This is a genomic window from Polyangiaceae bacterium (assembly GCA_020633205.1).
In the GTDB taxonomy this organism is placed as follows: domain Bacteria; phylum Myxococcota_A; class Polyangia; order Polyangiales; family Polyangiaceae; genus JAHBVY01.
This window is the reverse complement of sequence record JACKEB010000021.1, coordinates 102920-118870: the sequence shown is the minus strand read 5'-3', so window position 1 is coordinate 118870 and position 15951 is coordinate 102920. Positions and strand designations below refer to the sequence as shown.

The 15951-nt window shown below is 65.6% G+C and carries 15 protein-coding genes and 2 tRNA genes; 7 read left to right on the top strand and 10 right to left on the bottom strand.

What is annotated here, in order from left to right; translation table 11 throughout:
* The first annotated feature begins 166 nt into the window (after positions 1-166).
* Complete coding sequence (locus tag H6718_33120; protein MCB9590299.1) at positions 167-619, top strand: hypothetical protein; 453 nt, start codon at positions 167-169, stop codon at positions 617-619.
* Between the two features lie 75 nt (positions 620-694).
* On the top strand, positions 695-1267 hold the full coding sequence (locus tag H6718_33115) for a hypothetical protein (GenBank protein MCB9590298.1): 573 nt from the start codon (positions 695-697) through the stop codon (positions 1265-1267).
* A gap of 44 nt (positions 1268-1311) precedes the next feature.
* Here the strand turns inward: H6718_33115 and H6718_33110 are convergent, their stop codons facing one another.
* Together H6718_33110 and H6718_33105 are read right to left on the bottom strand one after the other, a co-directional pair.
* The gene (locus H6718_33110) at positions 1312-2091 is read right to left on the bottom strand and encodes a hypothetical protein (protein ID MCB9590297.1); all 780 of its coding nucleotides are present in this window, start codon (positions 2089-2091) and stop codon (positions 1312-1314) included.
* A gap of 593 nt (positions 2092-2684) precedes the next feature.
* Positions 2685-2756: transfer RNA gene (locus tag H6718_33105), tRNA-Val, on the bottom strand.
* Between the two features lie 138 nt (positions 2757-2894).
* Between H6718_33105 and H6718_33100 the strand changes: the two genes are divergently transcribed.
* Positions 2895-3677: a hypothetical protein gene (locus H6718_33100; GenBank protein MCB9590296.1), complete on the top strand. Its 783-nt coding sequence runs from the start codon at positions 2895-2897 to the stop codon at positions 3675-3677.
* On the opposite strand, the gene ysxC is transcribed toward H6718_33100, so the two are convergent.
* From ysxC to tsaB, 7 genes are all read right to left on the bottom strand, one after another.
* The gene (gene ysxC, locus H6718_33095; GenBank protein MCB9590295.1) at positions 3643-4320 is read right to left on the bottom strand and encodes a ribosome biogenesis GTP-binding protein YsxC; all 678 of its coding nucleotides are present in this window, start codon (positions 4318-4320) and stop codon (positions 3643-3645) included. The genes H6718_33100 and ysxC overlap by 35 nt on opposite strands.
* Positions 4321-4440: 120 nt before the next feature.
* Positions 4441-6153: a murein biosynthesis integral membrane protein MurJ gene (gene murJ, locus H6718_33090; protein MCB9590294.1), complete on the bottom strand. Its 1713-nt coding sequence runs from the start codon at positions 6151-6153 to the stop codon at positions 4441-4443.
* Between the two features lie 69 nt (positions 6154-6222).
* Positions 6223-6945 (bottom strand): DNA repair protein RecO, encoded by a 723-nt coding sequence (recO, locus tag H6718_33085; protein MCB9590293.1) that lies wholly within the window; start codon positions 6943-6945, stop codon positions 6223-6225.
* A 263-nt stretch (positions 6946-7208) separates the two neighbouring features.
* Positions 7209-7700, bottom strand: coding sequence for a helix-turn-helix domain-containing protein (locus tag H6718_33080; protein MCB9590292.1), 492 nt, complete (start codon positions 7698-7700; stop codon positions 7209-7211).
* Positions 7701-7716: 16 nt separating this feature from the next.
* Positions 7717-8601 carry a hypothetical protein gene (locus H6718_33075; GenBank protein ID MCB9590291.1) on the bottom strand — a complete coding sequence of 295 codons (885 nt, stop codon included), beginning with the start codon at positions 8599-8601 and terminating at the stop codon, positions 7717-7719.
* Between the two features lie 57 nt (positions 8602-8658).
* Positions 8659-9354, bottom strand: a complete 696-nt coding sequence (locus H6718_33070) for a Crp/Fnr family transcriptional regulator (protein MCB9590290.1) — start codon at positions 9352-9354, stop codon at positions 8659-8661.
* Positions 9355-9417: 63 nt separating this feature from the next.
* Positions 9418-10059, bottom strand: a complete 642-nt coding sequence (gene tsaB / locus H6718_33065) for a tRNA (adenosine(37)-N6)-threonylcarbamoyltransferase complex dimerization subunit type 1 TsaB (GenBank protein ID MCB9590289.1) — start codon at positions 10057-10059, stop codon at positions 9418-9420.
* 48 nt (positions 10060-10107) lie between these two features.
* Here tsaB and H6718_33060 point away from each other — a divergent pair, with 48 nt between their 5' ends.
* From H6718_33060 to H6718_33045, 4 genes are all read left to right on the top strand, one after another.
* On the top strand, positions 10108-11436 hold the full coding sequence (locus H6718_33060; protein MCB9590288.1) for a protein phosphatase 2C domain-containing protein: 1329 nt from the start codon (positions 10108-10110) through the stop codon (positions 11434-11436).
* A 160-nt stretch (positions 11437-11596) separates the two neighbouring features.
* Positions 11597-11671 (top strand) — tRNA-Pro (locus tag H6718_33055).
* Between the two features lie 129 nt (positions 11672-11800).
* Positions 11801-12829: a YkgJ family cysteine cluster protein gene (locus H6718_33050; GenBank protein ID MCB9590287.1), complete on the top strand. Its 1029-nt coding sequence runs from the start codon at positions 11801-11803 to the stop codon at positions 12827-12829.
* A gap of 287 nt (positions 12830-13116) precedes the next feature.
* Positions 13117-14841, top strand: coding sequence for a hypothetical protein (locus H6718_33045; GenBank protein ID MCB9590286.1), 1725 nt, complete (start codon positions 13117-13119; stop codon positions 14839-14841).
* Between the two features lie 100 nt (positions 14842-14941).
* Here the strand turns inward: H6718_33045 and H6718_33040 are convergent, their stop codons facing one another.
* Positions 14942-15943: an endo alpha-1,4 polygalactosaminidase gene (locus H6718_33040; protein MCB9590285.1), complete on the bottom strand. Its 1002-nt coding sequence runs from the start codon at positions 15941-15943 to the stop codon at positions 14942-14944.
* Between the last annotated feature and the right edge of the window lie 8 nt (positions 15944-15951).

Sequence of the window (15951 nt, the reverse complement as noted above, 5' to 3'; positions counted from 1 at the left end):
GACTGAGAGAGGGCTCGACACCGACCATCCTTTCCTCGCGGCAATTTGAGGTTCCCACACCATGCTGGGCGCGGAAGGCCGCAGCGCGCAGAACTTTACCTCGCAGGTCATTGAGCACGGCGCCTCACCGCCCAAGCTCCCAGGCATCAACCAAACAGGAGCTCTCATGACCCAAAGAACTCACAAACTCTGGCTCAAGGTCGCGGCGATTGTCGTTGGTTCGTTCGCACCGGTGTTCTTCCTCGGCACGATGCCGGGCACCGCGGAACCGGCGCGCTTCAGCATGGACCTCTTGAGCTGGCCGGTCGACGGCGCCACGACTTGGACCAGCCCGGACACGCGCTTCCTCTCCGCACTGACCGGCGGCTTTCTGCTCGGCTGGGGCGTAACCATCTGGATGTTGTCTGAGCGCCTGTATGACCTGGCACCAGAATCCGTCCGGAAAATCGTCGTTTCTGGGCTGGTGTGTTGGTTCTGCCTAGACTCGTCCGGCTCGATCGCCTCGGGCAACGCCTCCAACGCGCTCTTCAACGTGCTGGTCTTGCTCTTGGCAGTGGGTCCGCTGTGGTTCCCTGCTCGGCCACAAGCGACCGATGGGAGCCACGAGCCAGCGCGCTAGCACCCGGGGCACGGCGCGCGATGAGTCGGACGAAATTTCAGATCCGACCCACGCCCCGCGCGTAGTATCGCACCCATGGATCAGAGCGATCGAGGAGTGCCTTCCAGGGCTGCGAGGACGCACCACGCGCTACTCATCATCCTGGGGCTCGCGGCCATCAGCGGTTGTCACGACGCGGAAACGACTGCGGGGAAGGGCGCGACGGCGTCTGAAGCAGCAAATACCGCGTCTGAAGCAGCAAGCGCTGCGCCGGCGGCGCCCCCTGCCAGCGGGAAGCGCGACGAGCTGTGCGACACCCCGCCCACATACGAGACCCTCAAGGTCCCACTCACCCGCCGCATCGAGGAAAAAGGCGTGGTGCTGGGCGTTCTCCGGATTGCGAAAGACAACTCCGCCAAGTTCACAGCGGACCCAGGCGCGCCAGCTGCGTCCATCAAGCGCCTGGCTCAAGTGATAGAAGAGCTGGCAAAAGGGGAAGGCACCCTCAACCTCGACTGGGGCGGCCGCACGCCAGCGGGCGTCGAGTACTCGTGTGGGGGAGAGGTGAAGCGTTCCGATCCGCGCTACCCGGCGCTGTTCCTGGTGCGAGTGAGCAGCCGCTATGACCGCTCGCTCAAGTTCGTCGAGCTACCCGACGAAGGTCACTAGACTGGTGGCGCGGCCGGCGCGCGGGAACGCGCCTGCCCGCCAGGCTAGTGGAGACCGCAGACGCGGGGGATGGCGGAAAACTCTGAGCAGACGCCGTCCACGCAGGGCGAGAACGCGCACGGGCGTTCCCCACACACCTCGCCGGGAAGCGCCGCCAGCACGCAAGCTCCGTCCAGGCAGATGAGACCTTGCCCACACGGTGTCCCTTCCCCACAAGATTCCCCTTCCTTGGCTGCGTCGACACATTTGCCGTCATTGCTGCAGCGCAGCCCCGTCTGACATTGGTTCACCGATGGGAGGCAGCCCTCCCCCATGAGCAAAGGTCGACACGGCTCGACGCAAACACCTGCTACGCACTTGAGGCCACTCTCACATCCTCCCGGTAGGCAGGCCGCACCTAGCCCGAACGTGCCAGCGTAAACGTCGCACTCCCCACAGGTCGTGTCGGGCCGCGCCTCATCATGGCAAACGTCGCCGGCGAAGCGAACGAGGCGCTGAACGGCACATTCAGCGTTAAAGTGTTTCCCCGAGGCAACTTCATCCGCTTGCCAGTCTTGAATCCTCGTGGTCATCTGCGCTTCGCACGCAGCTTGGTCCGCAAACGGCGCGTCCCCAGCCCCCACGAGGTCGTCACACGCGCACTGCTGGTAGCCCGCGCACAGCCCCTTGGCGAAGTCAGTTGCAAAGGAGTCTTCGATCGCTCGCGCTTGTCCCTGCGACTCCGACTCCGATCCCGATGGCGGATCCGACAGGTCGCACCCCCCAGAGGCGAGTGCAACGAAAGCCACAAGAACACCCAATCCAAAGGCCTGACGAAAGATCATGCCTGAACCACTAGGGACGGATTCAGTCCGTAGCAACGCCCAATCTCTGTCCGCCTCGGCGACCCGGCGGAAACGCGCGCTCATCGACGCAAACCTGCGCAGAATCGTGCGGTCATCGCCGACGCCTCACTGCTCGCATTCAGCTCCGAGCGGAGCGCAAGCAGGGACCGCCCGCCAATCTGGACTCACCTCAGCACCGGCCACGACCCACCCCCAACAGCGAACGCGCGAAAGCGCGCAGCGATCTTCAAGGCACTTGGAACCGCAAGCCACAGAGCGAACGCGCGAAGCGCGCAGCGATCCTCAAGTCACTTGAAGTCGCTGAAGCCCCAGCAGCCTCGACACAACCCAACCCACGAACGCGACGCGAAGCCCGAAGGGCGAGCCAAAGCCCAGCGCGGGCCGTCCTCAAGTCACTTGGAGTCGCTGAAGCCCCAGCAAGCTCGACACAACCTAGCGAGCGAACGCGACGCGAGCCCCCGGCGAGCCAAAGCCCAGCGCGGGCCTGCGGGCGCCCGCGCTGAAAAGAATCGACGAGAGCCACAAACGCGAAAAGGGCAAGGTCCCTTAAGCAGACCTCGCCCTGGATCGAGTGGGCGCAACAGGATTTGAACCTGTGACTTCAACCGTGTGAAGGTTGCACTCTACCGCTGAGTTATGCGCCCGAGCGGAGCGAACTCCGCAAGCCTCCCAAAGGAGGACGAGCTTCATAGCCTCGATTCCGAGCTTGGGCAATCCACTCTCTGCAGAAAATCGACGCGCAAGGGGGACGCACGGGCGCCCCGTGATATAGACCGCGGCCGATGTCAGCTGAGGATCCGACCAGCGTCTCCCCCAACGCCCCCGCGCCGTCTCCCGCGCCGCCCGCGGCCCCAGCCCCGCCAGCGGCGGCCGAGGAGCCGCCCAAGCTCACTCCGGAAGGTCGCAAGGACCGCGTGCGTGGGATGCTGATCGTCTTCGTCACCTTCCTGGCCACGCTGTGCCTCGCGTGGTGGGCGAAGTGGAAGAACACACCCGTGCCCGCGGAGCCTCCCGCCGAGCCGGATCCCAGCGCCGCGGTGGGCTTTCCCAAAGCCGTGGACGCCGTCGCCACCCTTCCCGCAGCTCGCAAGCGTACCCCACGCGAGGTGCTGCGCGGGATCGTGCTGCGCGGCGTGAAGAGCGACGGCACGGTGGACATCACCGAGAAGGGCTCCGAAGTCCGCTTCGTGTTTCAGAGCCGCCCTGGCGAGGGACCGCAGCCCCCGCGTGACCCCGAAGGCCGCCCGAATCGCCCCTACTGCGGCAAGCAGGTGGTGAAGGTCAAGCCGGAGGGCCTGCAGGAAGAGGAAGACGAGACCAAGTACTCGTGCTCCTCGAAGGGCTTCGAGCCGCTGCCCGAGCCGCGCTGTGGCCCGAAAGAAGTCTGGGCACACGCCGTCGCGAATAATATCCCCAAGGATAAGTCAGCGCAGCTCGAGTACTACCGCGCAAAGGCCGGCCCTGCCTGGCGCTTCCGCATTCCAGGCACCCGCCACCGCTTCAGTCTGTATGGCGACTGCGAGCGCGAGATCAAGGGGTTGGATGAGGTAGGCTCGGTTCCGTAGGGATACCAAGGCCGGTGCGGCGCCTCAGCTCCGCCCACAGCCCGTCTGCCATCTCCTGATCTTTCACGGAGAACGGCAGCACCTTGCGCCCAGCGGCCTTGCCCACCTTGAGCATGGCGGGCTTGCGCTGCGCCTGCGCCACCTTGTCCAGCTTGGTGGCGACCACCAGCGTCTGGAGCTTCGGTCGAGCGACGCGCGGTTCTTCAGCGAGCATCTTCAGTAGATCCTCGTCGTCCGGCTCGAGGCCGCGACGGAAATCGATCAGCAGGCAGACCACCGCGAGCGTCGGGCGCGCAAGCAAGTAACCTTCGATCAGCTCCGCCCAAAGCTTGCGCTCGGTCTTGGAGCGCCGCGCGTAGCCGTACCCAGGCAAGTCCACCAGCGTCACCAGCGACTGATCGGTGAATCCCACCTCGAAGAACGAAAGCTGACGCGTGCAACCCGGGGTGGAGCTCGTGCGCACCAGGTTCCTGCGCCCCATCAGGTGATTCATCAGGCTGCTCTTGCCGACGTTCGAGCGCCCGGCGAACGCGATCTCGATGCCCGTCGGAGGCGGCAGTTGGCTCTCATGGGTCGCACCGGCGACGAACTTCGCGTCGGTGATGCGCGGCAACGCGCGCGCCTTGGCAGGAGACTGAGTCACCCCGCGGCTCTAGCTCACATCGCCGTGAAACGCATGATCCGGCGCGAGTTTTGTTGCGGAAAGGCGATGGTCTAACGCCTTACGCTTTGTTTTGCTTGGGGGGAGAGGTCAACCAGGTGCCTAGGCTCGGCGCCGACGCAAGCGCCGCAGCAACGGGCGCCCAATGGCTGTTAGCTCTTCACTGCCGAGCAAGCGCGCCGCCGAGAGGAACACCGCACAGAACACAGTGGTCCCGGCCAAGCCAGGCAAGAGCCGCGAGAACCAGTCGCTGCCAACTCCCGACTTCACCACGTTCGCGAGCCAGTAGGCGGCACCCGCGGCGAGCAACGCCGCAAGCGCCGAACGCGCGGCGCTCTTCAAGATGTCGAAATTTCCGAGGTGTCCAAGGCGCTTCCCTAGCCAATACCACAGCAAGATCATCTGCACCGCGGAGGAGCCGGCCACCGCCAAGCTCACCCCAACGTGACCCAGCGGCCCACGCAGGAGCAACGCCAGGATGATGAATGCCGCGAGGTCCACCGCTGCCACGACCACGGGCGTTCGCGTGTCGCCCATTGCGTAGAACACCGCCACGAGTTGCCGCACGGCAGCGACCATCCAGATGTGCAACCCGAGGGCCATCAGCGAACGCGCCGTCTCGTGGGCGCTCTGGGCATCGAACTCGCCGCGCTGGAAGATCAACACCACCAGCGGTTCGGCCAGCCCCACAACGCCAGCTGTCGCGGCGAAGCCCACGAACAACGCCAACCGCATGCCGTACGCGAAAGTCTTCGCGACCTCTTCCCGCTCGCCCCTGGCAAACAGCAACGCCAAGCTCGGCAGCGTCGCGGTTTGCAACGCCATCACGAAAATCCCCTGAGGAAAGTCGCAGAGCCGTAGCGCGTAGGCGAAATACGACTGGGATCCCAGGTCCAGTTCCGAAAGGAATCGCCGCGCGAGGATGACGTCGACGTAGTACACGCCAACGCCGATCAGCACCGGTCCCATGCGTTTCAAGGCCTGACGCACACCCGGGTGACGGAAATCGAAGCTCGGCCGCTCGAAGTAGCCTATCGCCCGCAGGCTGGGCCACTGGGCGATCACCTGGAGCACCCCACCGATGAGCGCACCAAACGCCATCGCGAGGATGCGCTCGTAGCCACTTGCCCCGAGCCAGCCCGGCAGCGCCAGCGCGAAGAAGATGAACGCAACGTTCAGCAGCGCCGGAGCGAAGCTCGTGGCGACGAAGCGTCGGTAGGTGTTGAGCGCTGCAACTCCAAGGGCCGCAGTGCCCATGAAGAAGATGTAGGGAAACACCCAGCGCGCGAGGGTGACGGTGCGCTCGAACTGACCAGGATATTGGTGGTAGCCCCCAGCGAAGAGCTCGACCAGGTACGGTGCGCCGAGGACTCCTGCGACGCTCACTACGACCAGGATCGTGAGGGACAGACCGCGCATCGCCCGGAAGAATCGTCTAGCCTCCGCCTCGCCTTGCTTCTCGCGAGTCTCTGCCAAGACAGGCAGCACAGCCGTCTGGACCGCGCCCTCCGCGAGCAACTGCCTCAGCACATTGGGCAACAAAAACGCGACGAAGAAGGCGTCCGTTTCCGCACGGGTGAAGATGCCAGCCAGCACCTGATCGCGCACCAACCCGAGGCCGCGACTCGCGAGGGTGCCCGCGGCGACCACGCCGGCACGCCCAGTGATCTGGCGACGCTCTTCATCACCTGACGTCTTTGCCTCTGCATCGTCCGCCGTCGCCGTCTCGGCAACGGCGGCCAAAACGTCCTTGTCGGCGGCCTCGGAGGGCGCGCCGCCCGCCTCGGGGCTCGGATCGGACGTGGGTGTTGGCACGCCTTGCCATAGCGCGCCCGTCCCCGGCTGGTCGACTTCTTGGATAAGTTCCGAGGCGCGGCGCGCCGCTCAATCCAAGCCGGCGTGCGCGCGTAAAATGTCCTCGACCAGGGCGATCACGGACTCAGCGTCTTCCGTCTCCAGGTGTTCCCCTCGCCCCAGGCCGATCAACCGCATACGCGTCGGCCCGCGCAGCACTCGCTGCGCCCCGCCACACTCACGACAGACCACGCCACCTCGAGCTGGGCTGATCCCCGCAGACTGGCCTTCTGGACAGGGTCGGCGGCAGACGACGCAAGCATCCAACTCGAGTGCCCAGCCCAGGCACTCGCAAAGGTCAAAACCAAACTCCGCCAGGACTCGGGGCGCGACGTCAGGCGGGCTGCTGTTCAGCGCATCGAGCAGTGTGCCACACGCCCGCCACGCCGCGGGCTCGGGTGTGCGAGGCGGCAGGGCGTGGCGCACCCAAGCCAGCCCGCGACCCGCTAGCTCCAAGTTCTCGAGGTGCTTCACGATCCCCACTCGCGGGAGCTGCACCGTCGCGTCCCGCAGCACACCCAGCTCCGCGTCGGGCCCTCGGTCGTCAAACTCGACGCTCAGCTGGTGAAACGGCTCCAGCGCCCCACCGAAGCGCTTTCTACTCTTGCGAGCGGAGCGACCGATCACACTGATACGACCATAGTCCCGCGTAAAAAACTGCAAGATCAGATCGGCCTCCCCCAGCACCCGAGAGTGCAAGAGCAGCGCGGCGGAGCGATGCGCAGTGCGCCCGCGGGCGCTCCGCATCGCCATCACGCGCCTCCCTCTGGCGATCGCGACCAACCAGCGTTTCCGCACGCAAACGAGCAATCAAAGCCACGCGAACCAGCCACTGCGTGATCTCTGGAGCTACGCAAGGCCGAACGAAAGCCCCCCGAGCCTCCCACCGTTGCTCGGCCGAGCTCAGTACTGACCGCATGGGCCCGCCGCGCACCGAATCCTTGCGGATCCAAGGAACAGAGGACCAGCGAGGGAAACTCCATCGGCCTGCTCACGACCGCGGCCGTCAGCCGCCCTCAGCCAGGAAACAGCGGCAGAATTGCCGAATTTTCGTCGGGGAGCGAGCGCAGCTGGCCCATGGGAGCCGCTGCAGCCGGGCAGCTGAGCCGTGAAAGCTCCTGCGGCACATCGTGCTCTCGCGGCTTCAACACGATGCTGAGCGCCAAGGTGAAGAGGATGAGGAGCAGCACGAACGCGATGGCTACACCGAAGCGTCGACTCCTCCCGGAACCGCCGGGGCTCGTCAACGGGAGTGGGGTCACCCACGCGACCTTGCGACTCGCAGTGTAACGAGCCAACACCTCGTCCGGTTCGAGATCGAGGGCGCGAGCGTAGGACTTCAGGAAGCCGCGAACGAAGACCTCTCCAGGCAGCTCATCGAACTGATCAGCCTCGATTCGCTCGACGCTGAGCACAGGAACGCGCGTGGCTCTCGAAATCTCTTCGAGGCTAATATTCCGCGCTTCGCGTGCCTTGCGCAGAAACTGACCGACGCTCTCCGACTCCATCTAGCGGTGGGCGAGCCTAATCCATGTTTCCGAGGAGCGCGCTGCAATCTTTCCCGGCTCGGGTGCGCTTCGAGAGCTTCATGCACCGCTCGAGATCCGTGCGCGCGTCCGACTCTCGCTTGAGCCGAATGCGTGATCGAGCACGGCCGAGCCACGCCTCTTGCAAGCCGCTGCACGCCTCATGTTCGGTCTCGAGCGCGGCGGTGTACTCACCGTTCGCCGCTGTGAAGTCGCGCTTCTTTTCGAACGCCAACCCCAGGCGGTAGTGGCCGACGCAAAAGTCGGGTTGCGCGGCGATGCTGCGTTGCAGAGCGTCGATCGCGGGATCCAGTTTTCCCCACTCCAAGTACGCCCAACCCAGGTTTCCCCAGGCTTTTTCGGGGCTCTGATACAGGATGTCTTCCGTCAGAGGCTTCAACACGGCTACCGCTTTGGCGTACTGCTTGCGATGCACCAGGACGACACCGAGTGTGTTCTTGGCGTCGCGGTAGTCCTTGTCGTGAGCAATGGCTAGGCGCGCGAACTTCTCCGCCTCTGCTAAACGACACTCATTGGGATCTGCTTCCCCACTTTCTGCGGCGGCGCAGAACTGCAGGTAGATCAGACTCACCAGGTGCGCCGCTTCCGAGTTCTCCGAGTCGAGCTCCACCGCACCGAGCGCATGCTCCAATGCTGCGCGTGGCTGCCCACGGCTGAGCCAGAGATCGCGAGCCACGTCGTACTCAGACTGAGAGCGTTTCGCGTCGTCCGCCGTCGCCGGTCCGTTGGACCCGGGGCAACCGGTCAGTGCGATGGCAGCAACCAGGCAGACCACGAGCGCTCTCAGCGAGCGAACGCCGCGCCTCACCCCCCGATCCAAAACCGGCGACGTCGACGGGAGCTGACGTGAAGGGGTGAACATGCGACGCCTTGGCGATTAGCGCACGCCCCGGAACCCGTCAACGCATGTCCAGTAGTTCTAGCGCCGGGGCTCGGGCGCCATGCCCCGGATCTGATCTTTCACGCCCAGCAGGTTGTACAGCTCCCTGAGCGCCTCGGCGTCCGGGATCTCGATGCTCTCGTCGACGATGCTCACATAGCCGGCCTCGCGCAGCTGCTGCACGGTGCGCTTCACCGTGTCCACGTCGAGACCAACCCGCACCGACAAATCCAGTGGGGAAACGCTGAGATTCACGCTGCCATCCGGGCTCCCGCGGCTGCCGAGGGCGTGCTGCGCTTGCTTGAGCAGCGCGACCACTACCTTGGACTGCGAGTCCCGCAGCATGAGGATTTCGATTTGATCCTCGGCGTCTCGCAGGCGGCGGATCAGCTGGTGCAACACGCGGGTGCCAACTGCAGGGTTCGAGCTGAGCACGTGTTGGAAGGTGTCATGGTCCAGAGCGAGCACCGCGCCATCGCTGAGCGCGACGGCCGTCGAGTTGCGCGGCGCACCTTGGAGCAGAGCCGACTCCCCGAACAGATCGCCTGGACGCACGACGCGCAGGCTGCGCTCGACCGCACCCACGCGCTTGATCAAGCGGACCCGGCCCTCTTGCAGCAAAAAGGCGTGGGTCGCCGCATCCCCTTCGCTGAAGATCACCTCGCCAGCGCCGAAGCGGCGGCCAAACCGCGAGAGCAGCCGTTCCTGATCCAAGACGTCGGGTGAGCCATCCATGGTTGGCGGGATGCTACGAGCAAACTCGCTTCAGAACCAAAGCATTACTGCTTCGAACGCCGCTCAACCGAGGGGACTGGGAGGCAAATCAGGCTTGATTGCGTCGGCTGCGCGCACGTAGAGCGGCTCGAAAGCTTGCGCCTCGCGCCCAACCGCCAGCGCGGCCACCCGGACGGCTTCGGGCAGCGCAGTGGACACGCCGAGCCCAAGCTCCGACGCGGGCTCACCTAGCCACTGCGGCGTTTCCGTGAGCTGCTTGAGCACCCAATCGGAGACCTCAGCGCGGGGCTTCGCGACGGGTTCGTGCAGCGGCTGACCACCTGGGTCAAACGCCTGAACGAACAGCTCGCCCCGGCGCGCGTCGATCAACGCCACCCGCAGCACCCCCGGCGCCTCAGCGGCGAGCGCCTCGAGGGACCCGATGCCGACGAGGGGCCGGCCGAGCCCCAGCGCGATCCCCTGCGCCAGTGCGATGCCTACACGCAGCCCAGTGAAAGATCCGGGGCCGATCCCAACCGCAATGCGATCGAGGCTCCCGCGGCTCCAGCCTGTTTCCGCCATGCACTGTTCCAGCAGCTTCGGCAGCTCTTCACCATGTGCGTTGAGGCGCTCGTGGCTCCCGCCCCAGGCCAAGCGGTCGCCTTCCCACAGGGCGCAAGACCCGCGCCGGGTGGACGTCTCGAAAGCCAGGACTCGCTGAGGCACGGCGGGCGTCTAGCACACTCGCGCTCACCAGGTGTATCGTGTGTGGTCGTGACGATCATCGTGCCCCACTTCGACTTCCGAATCGATTTCGGGGTGGCAGAAGATCAGGGGCGTCGTCGGGAGACGCTCGAGGACGCGCACCTCGTGCTGCCGGAAATCTCGCTGTTCGCGGTGGCGGACGGGATGGGAGGGCATGCGGGAGGCGAAGTCGCCGCGCAGCTCGCCCTCGAGGAAGTGGAGAGCGCGATCCGTGGTGGACGCGCTCAACGCATCATCCAAGCCTACGTGTCGAAGCCAGGCCTGGACGCACGGCGACGGGTGTTCGCGTGCTTGAAGCAAGCGGTCGAGCGCGCGAACCGTCGCGTGCGCGAAGAAGCCACCAAGCGCCCTGAACTCACTGGCATGGGCACCACGCTGGACATCGCATGGCTCGCGCGCGATCGCGCCTTCCTGGCGCACGCCGGAGACGGTCGCATGTACTTGGCGCGCGCCAACGCGATGCTGCAGATCACGCAAGATCACGCCCAGCTCGAGTCACTCAAGGCGAGCGGCGCGGTGCACGCGGGCGCCAAGCCCACGGCCCAGAATCGGCTGCTCAACGCGGTTGGACTGCAGGACACGGTGACCGTCGACACGTTGTTCGTTGAGCTCGACCGGGGGGATCGGCTGCTGCTGTGCAGCGATGGCGTGCACGGCCAGATCGAGAGCGAAGCGCGACTCGCGGAGCTCGTTCGGCGAGGCGCGCCGCGCAAGGCTGCGAAGGCGCTGGTGGAGACCGCCGGCGTGCTGGGTAAAGACAACTCCACGGCGGTGATTGTCGCTGTGGGTGAGCGCTTCGTGCGGCGTCCTGGCAGCGACCGCGGCCTCGCTGCGAGAGACCTCGAAGGCGCGCGCTCGAGTCCGCTGCTTTCAGGATTACCCCTGCCGCTGGTGCTGGCAACGCTCTCGGCTGGAGTGGAGATCGAACTCGAGCAGGGAGAGATCGTGCCGCGTGCCGTGACCAACGACTTGGTCGCGTACATCGTGCTCGAGGGCATCGTGCGCTTCGCCGAGGGCCGTGAAGTGGGCGCCGGCGCGTTGCTCTTCCCTGAGTCGCTGGTGGAAGTGAACAGTCGCGACCCGCTGCCCCAGGTGCGCTCCGATGCGCGGCTCTTGCGACTTCGTGCCGACGATTTCCAAGAAGTGTGCGCTGCGGACCCTGAGCTCTCGAGCCAACTCTACCGGCGCTTGGCGCGACATCTGGCCCGGCTTGGCCCTCAGCGTGCAGCTCCCAAGGCTACCAAGACACCGCTCCCCACGGCGCCGCCCGCGTCCGAGCGCATGGAGGTCAACATCCCTCCCCTCAGTCCTCCGGGGCTTGGCCCGCGCAAAGCGTGACCCAGTACCGCGGGCCGCGGTCAGAGGAAAACGTCACCTGGCGGGCGATCGCTCTTGCAAAGGCAGAACATTCGACTACCTTCCGCTCACCCTCGCTGGGACCTTCGAAATCGCAGCAAATCCTAGGTTTTTCTTGGGGTTGGTGCGATCCGAAGGAGTCCGGGGCGTAGCGCAGTCTGGTTAGCGCACTTGACTGGGGGTCAAGGGGTCGATGGTTCGAATCCATTCGCCCCGACCGGCTCCGCGGCTTCTGCCGCGGAGCCGCCAGCGAGGCCCTCCGCACCCCTGACCAGTCGCCAGCTGCAGTGGCGCAAGCTGGTTTGGCCCAGCGCCGCAGCGTGCGGTGCCCTCGCGAGCGAAAGCAGTGTCCCAGCGCACGATTCAGTACGCCTATCGCGATCCGCTGGAGGTCGTGTGGGTCGGTCTGCTGAATGAGCTCGGCTACCGCCTGGAACGCAGCGCCGAGGTATTCGCCGCATTCGACGGCCAGGGCACCCTGACGCTCTGCCACGGTGAGCACTTCGACCCAGACGACAGCTTGGCGCAGATGATCTTCCACGAGCTCTGTCACGCCTTGGTGGCGGGGAGCGCTGGCCTGCGCGCGAAAGACTGGGGCATGCAGAACGACGACGAGCGCGATCTGCTGCTCGAACAGGCGTGTCACCGACTGCAAGCGACCCTGGCTGCGGAGTACGGTCTGCGTGGGTTCTTCGGGGTCACCACCGATCATCGGCCCTACTGGGACTCCCTCGGCAGCGATCCGTTGCGCTCCACGCACCCAGAGGACGAACCAAGCATCGAACGAGCGAGGCTCGGCTACCAGCGTGCGACCCAGGGCCCCTGGAGCGAACCCCTGCGCCGAGCCTTGACTGCGACCAAGCAAATCGCCGATGCCGCGCGTGCGTTCGCAGACAACAATTCCCTATGGAAACAGACCAAGGCGCTCCATGCGTTGGGTGTAGCCGTGCATGGGGACCCGACGCTGACCTGCGGCGCGTGCACCTGGCTGTGGGAGGCTCAGTGCACCCGCAGCGCGGTGCGCGGCGATCAGCCGGTGCTCTCGCCACAAGCCGCTGATGCGGCCTGCGAACGGTTTGAGCCCCGCTTCGCCGACGAAGAGTGTGCGGCGTGTGGTGCGTGTTGTCGGGAAGGCTTTCATCGCGTGGAGCTCAGCGCTGCCGACAGCTTTGCCAAGCGGCACCTGGAGCTGGTGGAGCAGGAAGGCGATGTCTTGTTCGTACCTCGTCCTGGCGGTCGCTGCGTGGCGCTAGAAGTGACGGACGTCGGCTACCGTTGTCGCCACTACGCAGAGCGCCCCACCGCGTGCGCCGACTTCGAGTTGCGCGGCCCCGCATGCCTGGAAGCGCGCCGACGCGTCGGGTTGAGCGACTAGTCCGGTCGAACCGCAGCGCCAGTCGATCGCAGCGCGCATCCGCGCGGGTACGCGCAGCGCCGTGTGGATTTGTTGGGCGAATCTCGGAACTGCTCGTTAGACGCACCGCGAAATCTAGTGTGGCGTCGCTGAATGGTTTTTTTGGGGGGAGGTCCGCCGCTCGGTTGGCTCGCGGATCTTGCTTGACCAAACGTCCGCTTGCCCCCCACATGTACCCTATGCGGACCCTCTCCCCTCGCACCTCCCGCCGCCTAACCTCCCTTGGAATCCTGTCGCTCGCTGCAGCGATGTGGTGGCCAGTAGCCTGCAGTGCAGGCGAGTCGGGAGGCGTCGCTGAAGGGGGTGGCAGCCACATCGGCAACGGCGGCAACGGGGGAACGCAGGACGCCGGCGGCGACAGCAGCAGCGGCGGCAGCTCGCTGTTCGACAGCGACCTCGATCCGTACGCCAAGGAAGACAGCGACGGAGACGGCATCAACGACAGCATCGAGGGGCGCGCTGACAACCGGGACACCGACGGAGACGGAACGCCAGACTATCTGGACACCGACAGCGACAACGACGGGCTACTGGACAAGGACGAGGCGGGAGACCCCACCAAGCCGGTCGACACCGACGGCGATGACACGCCGGACTATCTCGACCCGGACAGCGACAACGACGGGCTCGGAGACAAGGAAGAGACCTTCTACGGCACCGACCCCAAGAAGTCCGACACCGACGGCGATGGCACGACGGACCTGGTCGAAGTCGAAGCCTGCGGGGGCGATCCGAGCTGCCAGGGCGACCCGACGGACCCGAACTCGAATCCCCAGAGCCACGGAAACTTCGTCTTCCTCGAACCCTATCAAGAGCTGCCCACGCCGCCCCGCGACACCCTCGACTTCGCCACGGCAATCCGCAAGGCAGACGTCTATCTGATGATGGACACGACCTACTCCATGAACGCGGCCATCACCAGCCTCAAGGCTGGCGTGTCGACGCCCACCTCGGGGCTCATCGATCGCGTGCGGGGTGTGATCAGCGACGTGTGGTTCGGCGCGGGAGACAACCGCGACTACCCCGCTGGAGGCTACGGAAACAAGAGTTGGGGTGACTACGCCTACCGCAACGTCGCCGACCTGACCGTCGACTCAGGCGCGGTCCAAAGCGCAGTCAACACCTTCAGCCTGGGTAACGGTGAAGACGTGCCGGAGAGCCACGTACCTGCGCTGTACTCCGCGGTCAGCGGCGCGGGGCTCCCGGGCGTCAGTCTACCCAGCGGCGGTTCGCTCCCGGCGCGCACCGATTGCCCGGCGGGGCACTGGGGCTACCCTTGCTTCCGCCCGGATTCGGTACCGATCTTGGTGATGATGACCGATGCTCAGTCCCACAATGGGCCAAGCGTGGCCCCGAACAACTACAACGACGGAGCGATCGGCGGCCACGCGCCGACGTACGCCGAGTTCATCAGCGCTGCCACCGACCGCAAGGCGAAGGTGATCGGAATCCACGTCAACGGAGGGAACGGCCTCAGCACCCTCCAGGCAATCGCTCGTGATACGGGCGCGGTGGACGGCGCGGGCAATCCGCTCGTAACGGGCTGGAACCCCGGCACCGCCATCAGCGACGCGGTGGTCAATCAAATCCAGATCCTCGCGGATCAGACTCCGATCGAGGTCACGGTGCGTTTCGTTGACGATCCTGCGGACGGCGTGGAGACCTTCTCGTCCTTCGTGGATCATCTCGAGGCGAACCCCAATGGCGATCCGGCGCGCGGCTGTGTGGCGCTGCCTGCGGTGGACACCAACAGCGATAGCTACCTCGACACGTTCTCAGCGGTGACACCGGGAACCCGCGTCTGCTTCGACATCGTCGTGAAGCAGAACGCGACGGTTCCTCCGACCGGAGAACCTCAGCTGTTCAAGGCAACGCTGGAGGTCGTCGGTGATGGCATCACCGTGCTCGACTCACGGGACGTGTACTTCCTGGTGCCCCCAGTGGTCGAAATCGATCCGAACCCACCGGCTTGAGCCACCTCAGGCGCCCGCGCCAACCGCCGCGGGCGCTGCAAGAATCGGAGCGAAGAAACGCGCGGCTGAAGGAGACGCGCGGCCAAAGAGCATGCGTGGCTCAGGGACAGGCGAGCCGCCAGGCGTCCAGATCCCACTGTTTGACCAGCGTGGAGAACCCGCTGGTCGTCGCGTCACCGCACACGCTGCCGAGCTTGGCGCTGCCCTCGCTCGGGTTGTCAACGTACTCGACGTGGAAGACGGCCTTGTTTGCGCTGATGAACGGCGCGAGCGCCGAGCACTCGTTGTAACTCAGGCACTCCTCGTTCAACGCCCAGTCGAAATTGCCGACCAGCTGCGGGACCAAGTCGAGGGCGTTCTTCAAGCCAACGCTCAAGCCGCGCGCGTGCGCCTCACTGGCGAGGAAGCGGTTGTAGTCCAGTTGATCAGCCTCGGTGAGCGGGAAGCCGCTCGAGTTCGAGTAGCCATCGACGTTGTCGGGCTCGACCCCGTCGCAGCCTTTGGTCACCGCCAAGTCGAGTCGCGCCTGCATGATCGAGCGCACGTTGCTCGAGCGCACGTCGAGCCACGTCTCCCCCGGCCAGTTGTCTAGAGGGTTCTTGTAGTCCGCAGCCTGGAACTGATTCGCGTCAGATCTCCAGTCCTCGCGGCTCCCCGCGGAGAAGTAGCAAATCACGACGCGTCCGGCCGCGTGGAGCGACTGCACCGCAGAGGCGTCGGTATCGAAGAGATCGACGTCATACATCGCGACGTCCACGCTGGTGTCCAAGGTGCCGGTCAACTGCCACTGCCAGCTGGTGCCGGGCGTCGGCGACCAGATCCCCCCGCCGCTTCCGGCAGTGCCAGCGCTGCCGGCAGTGCCTGCGCTTCCAGCAGTGCCTGCGCTTCCCGCGGCGCCTGCGCTGCCTCCCACGCCGCCGCTCGCGCCTACCCCACCGCTCCCCGCGGCGCCTGCGCTACCCCCAGCGGCGCCGCTGCCACCGCTGCCGCCACTTTCATTCCCCGCGGAACCTCCACTGGAGTCATCGTCAGGATTGTTGGATACCGAGGAGCATCCAACCGTTGTAAGCAACACAGCCAAGGCACTCGCGAGTCGACGCATGCTGCGAG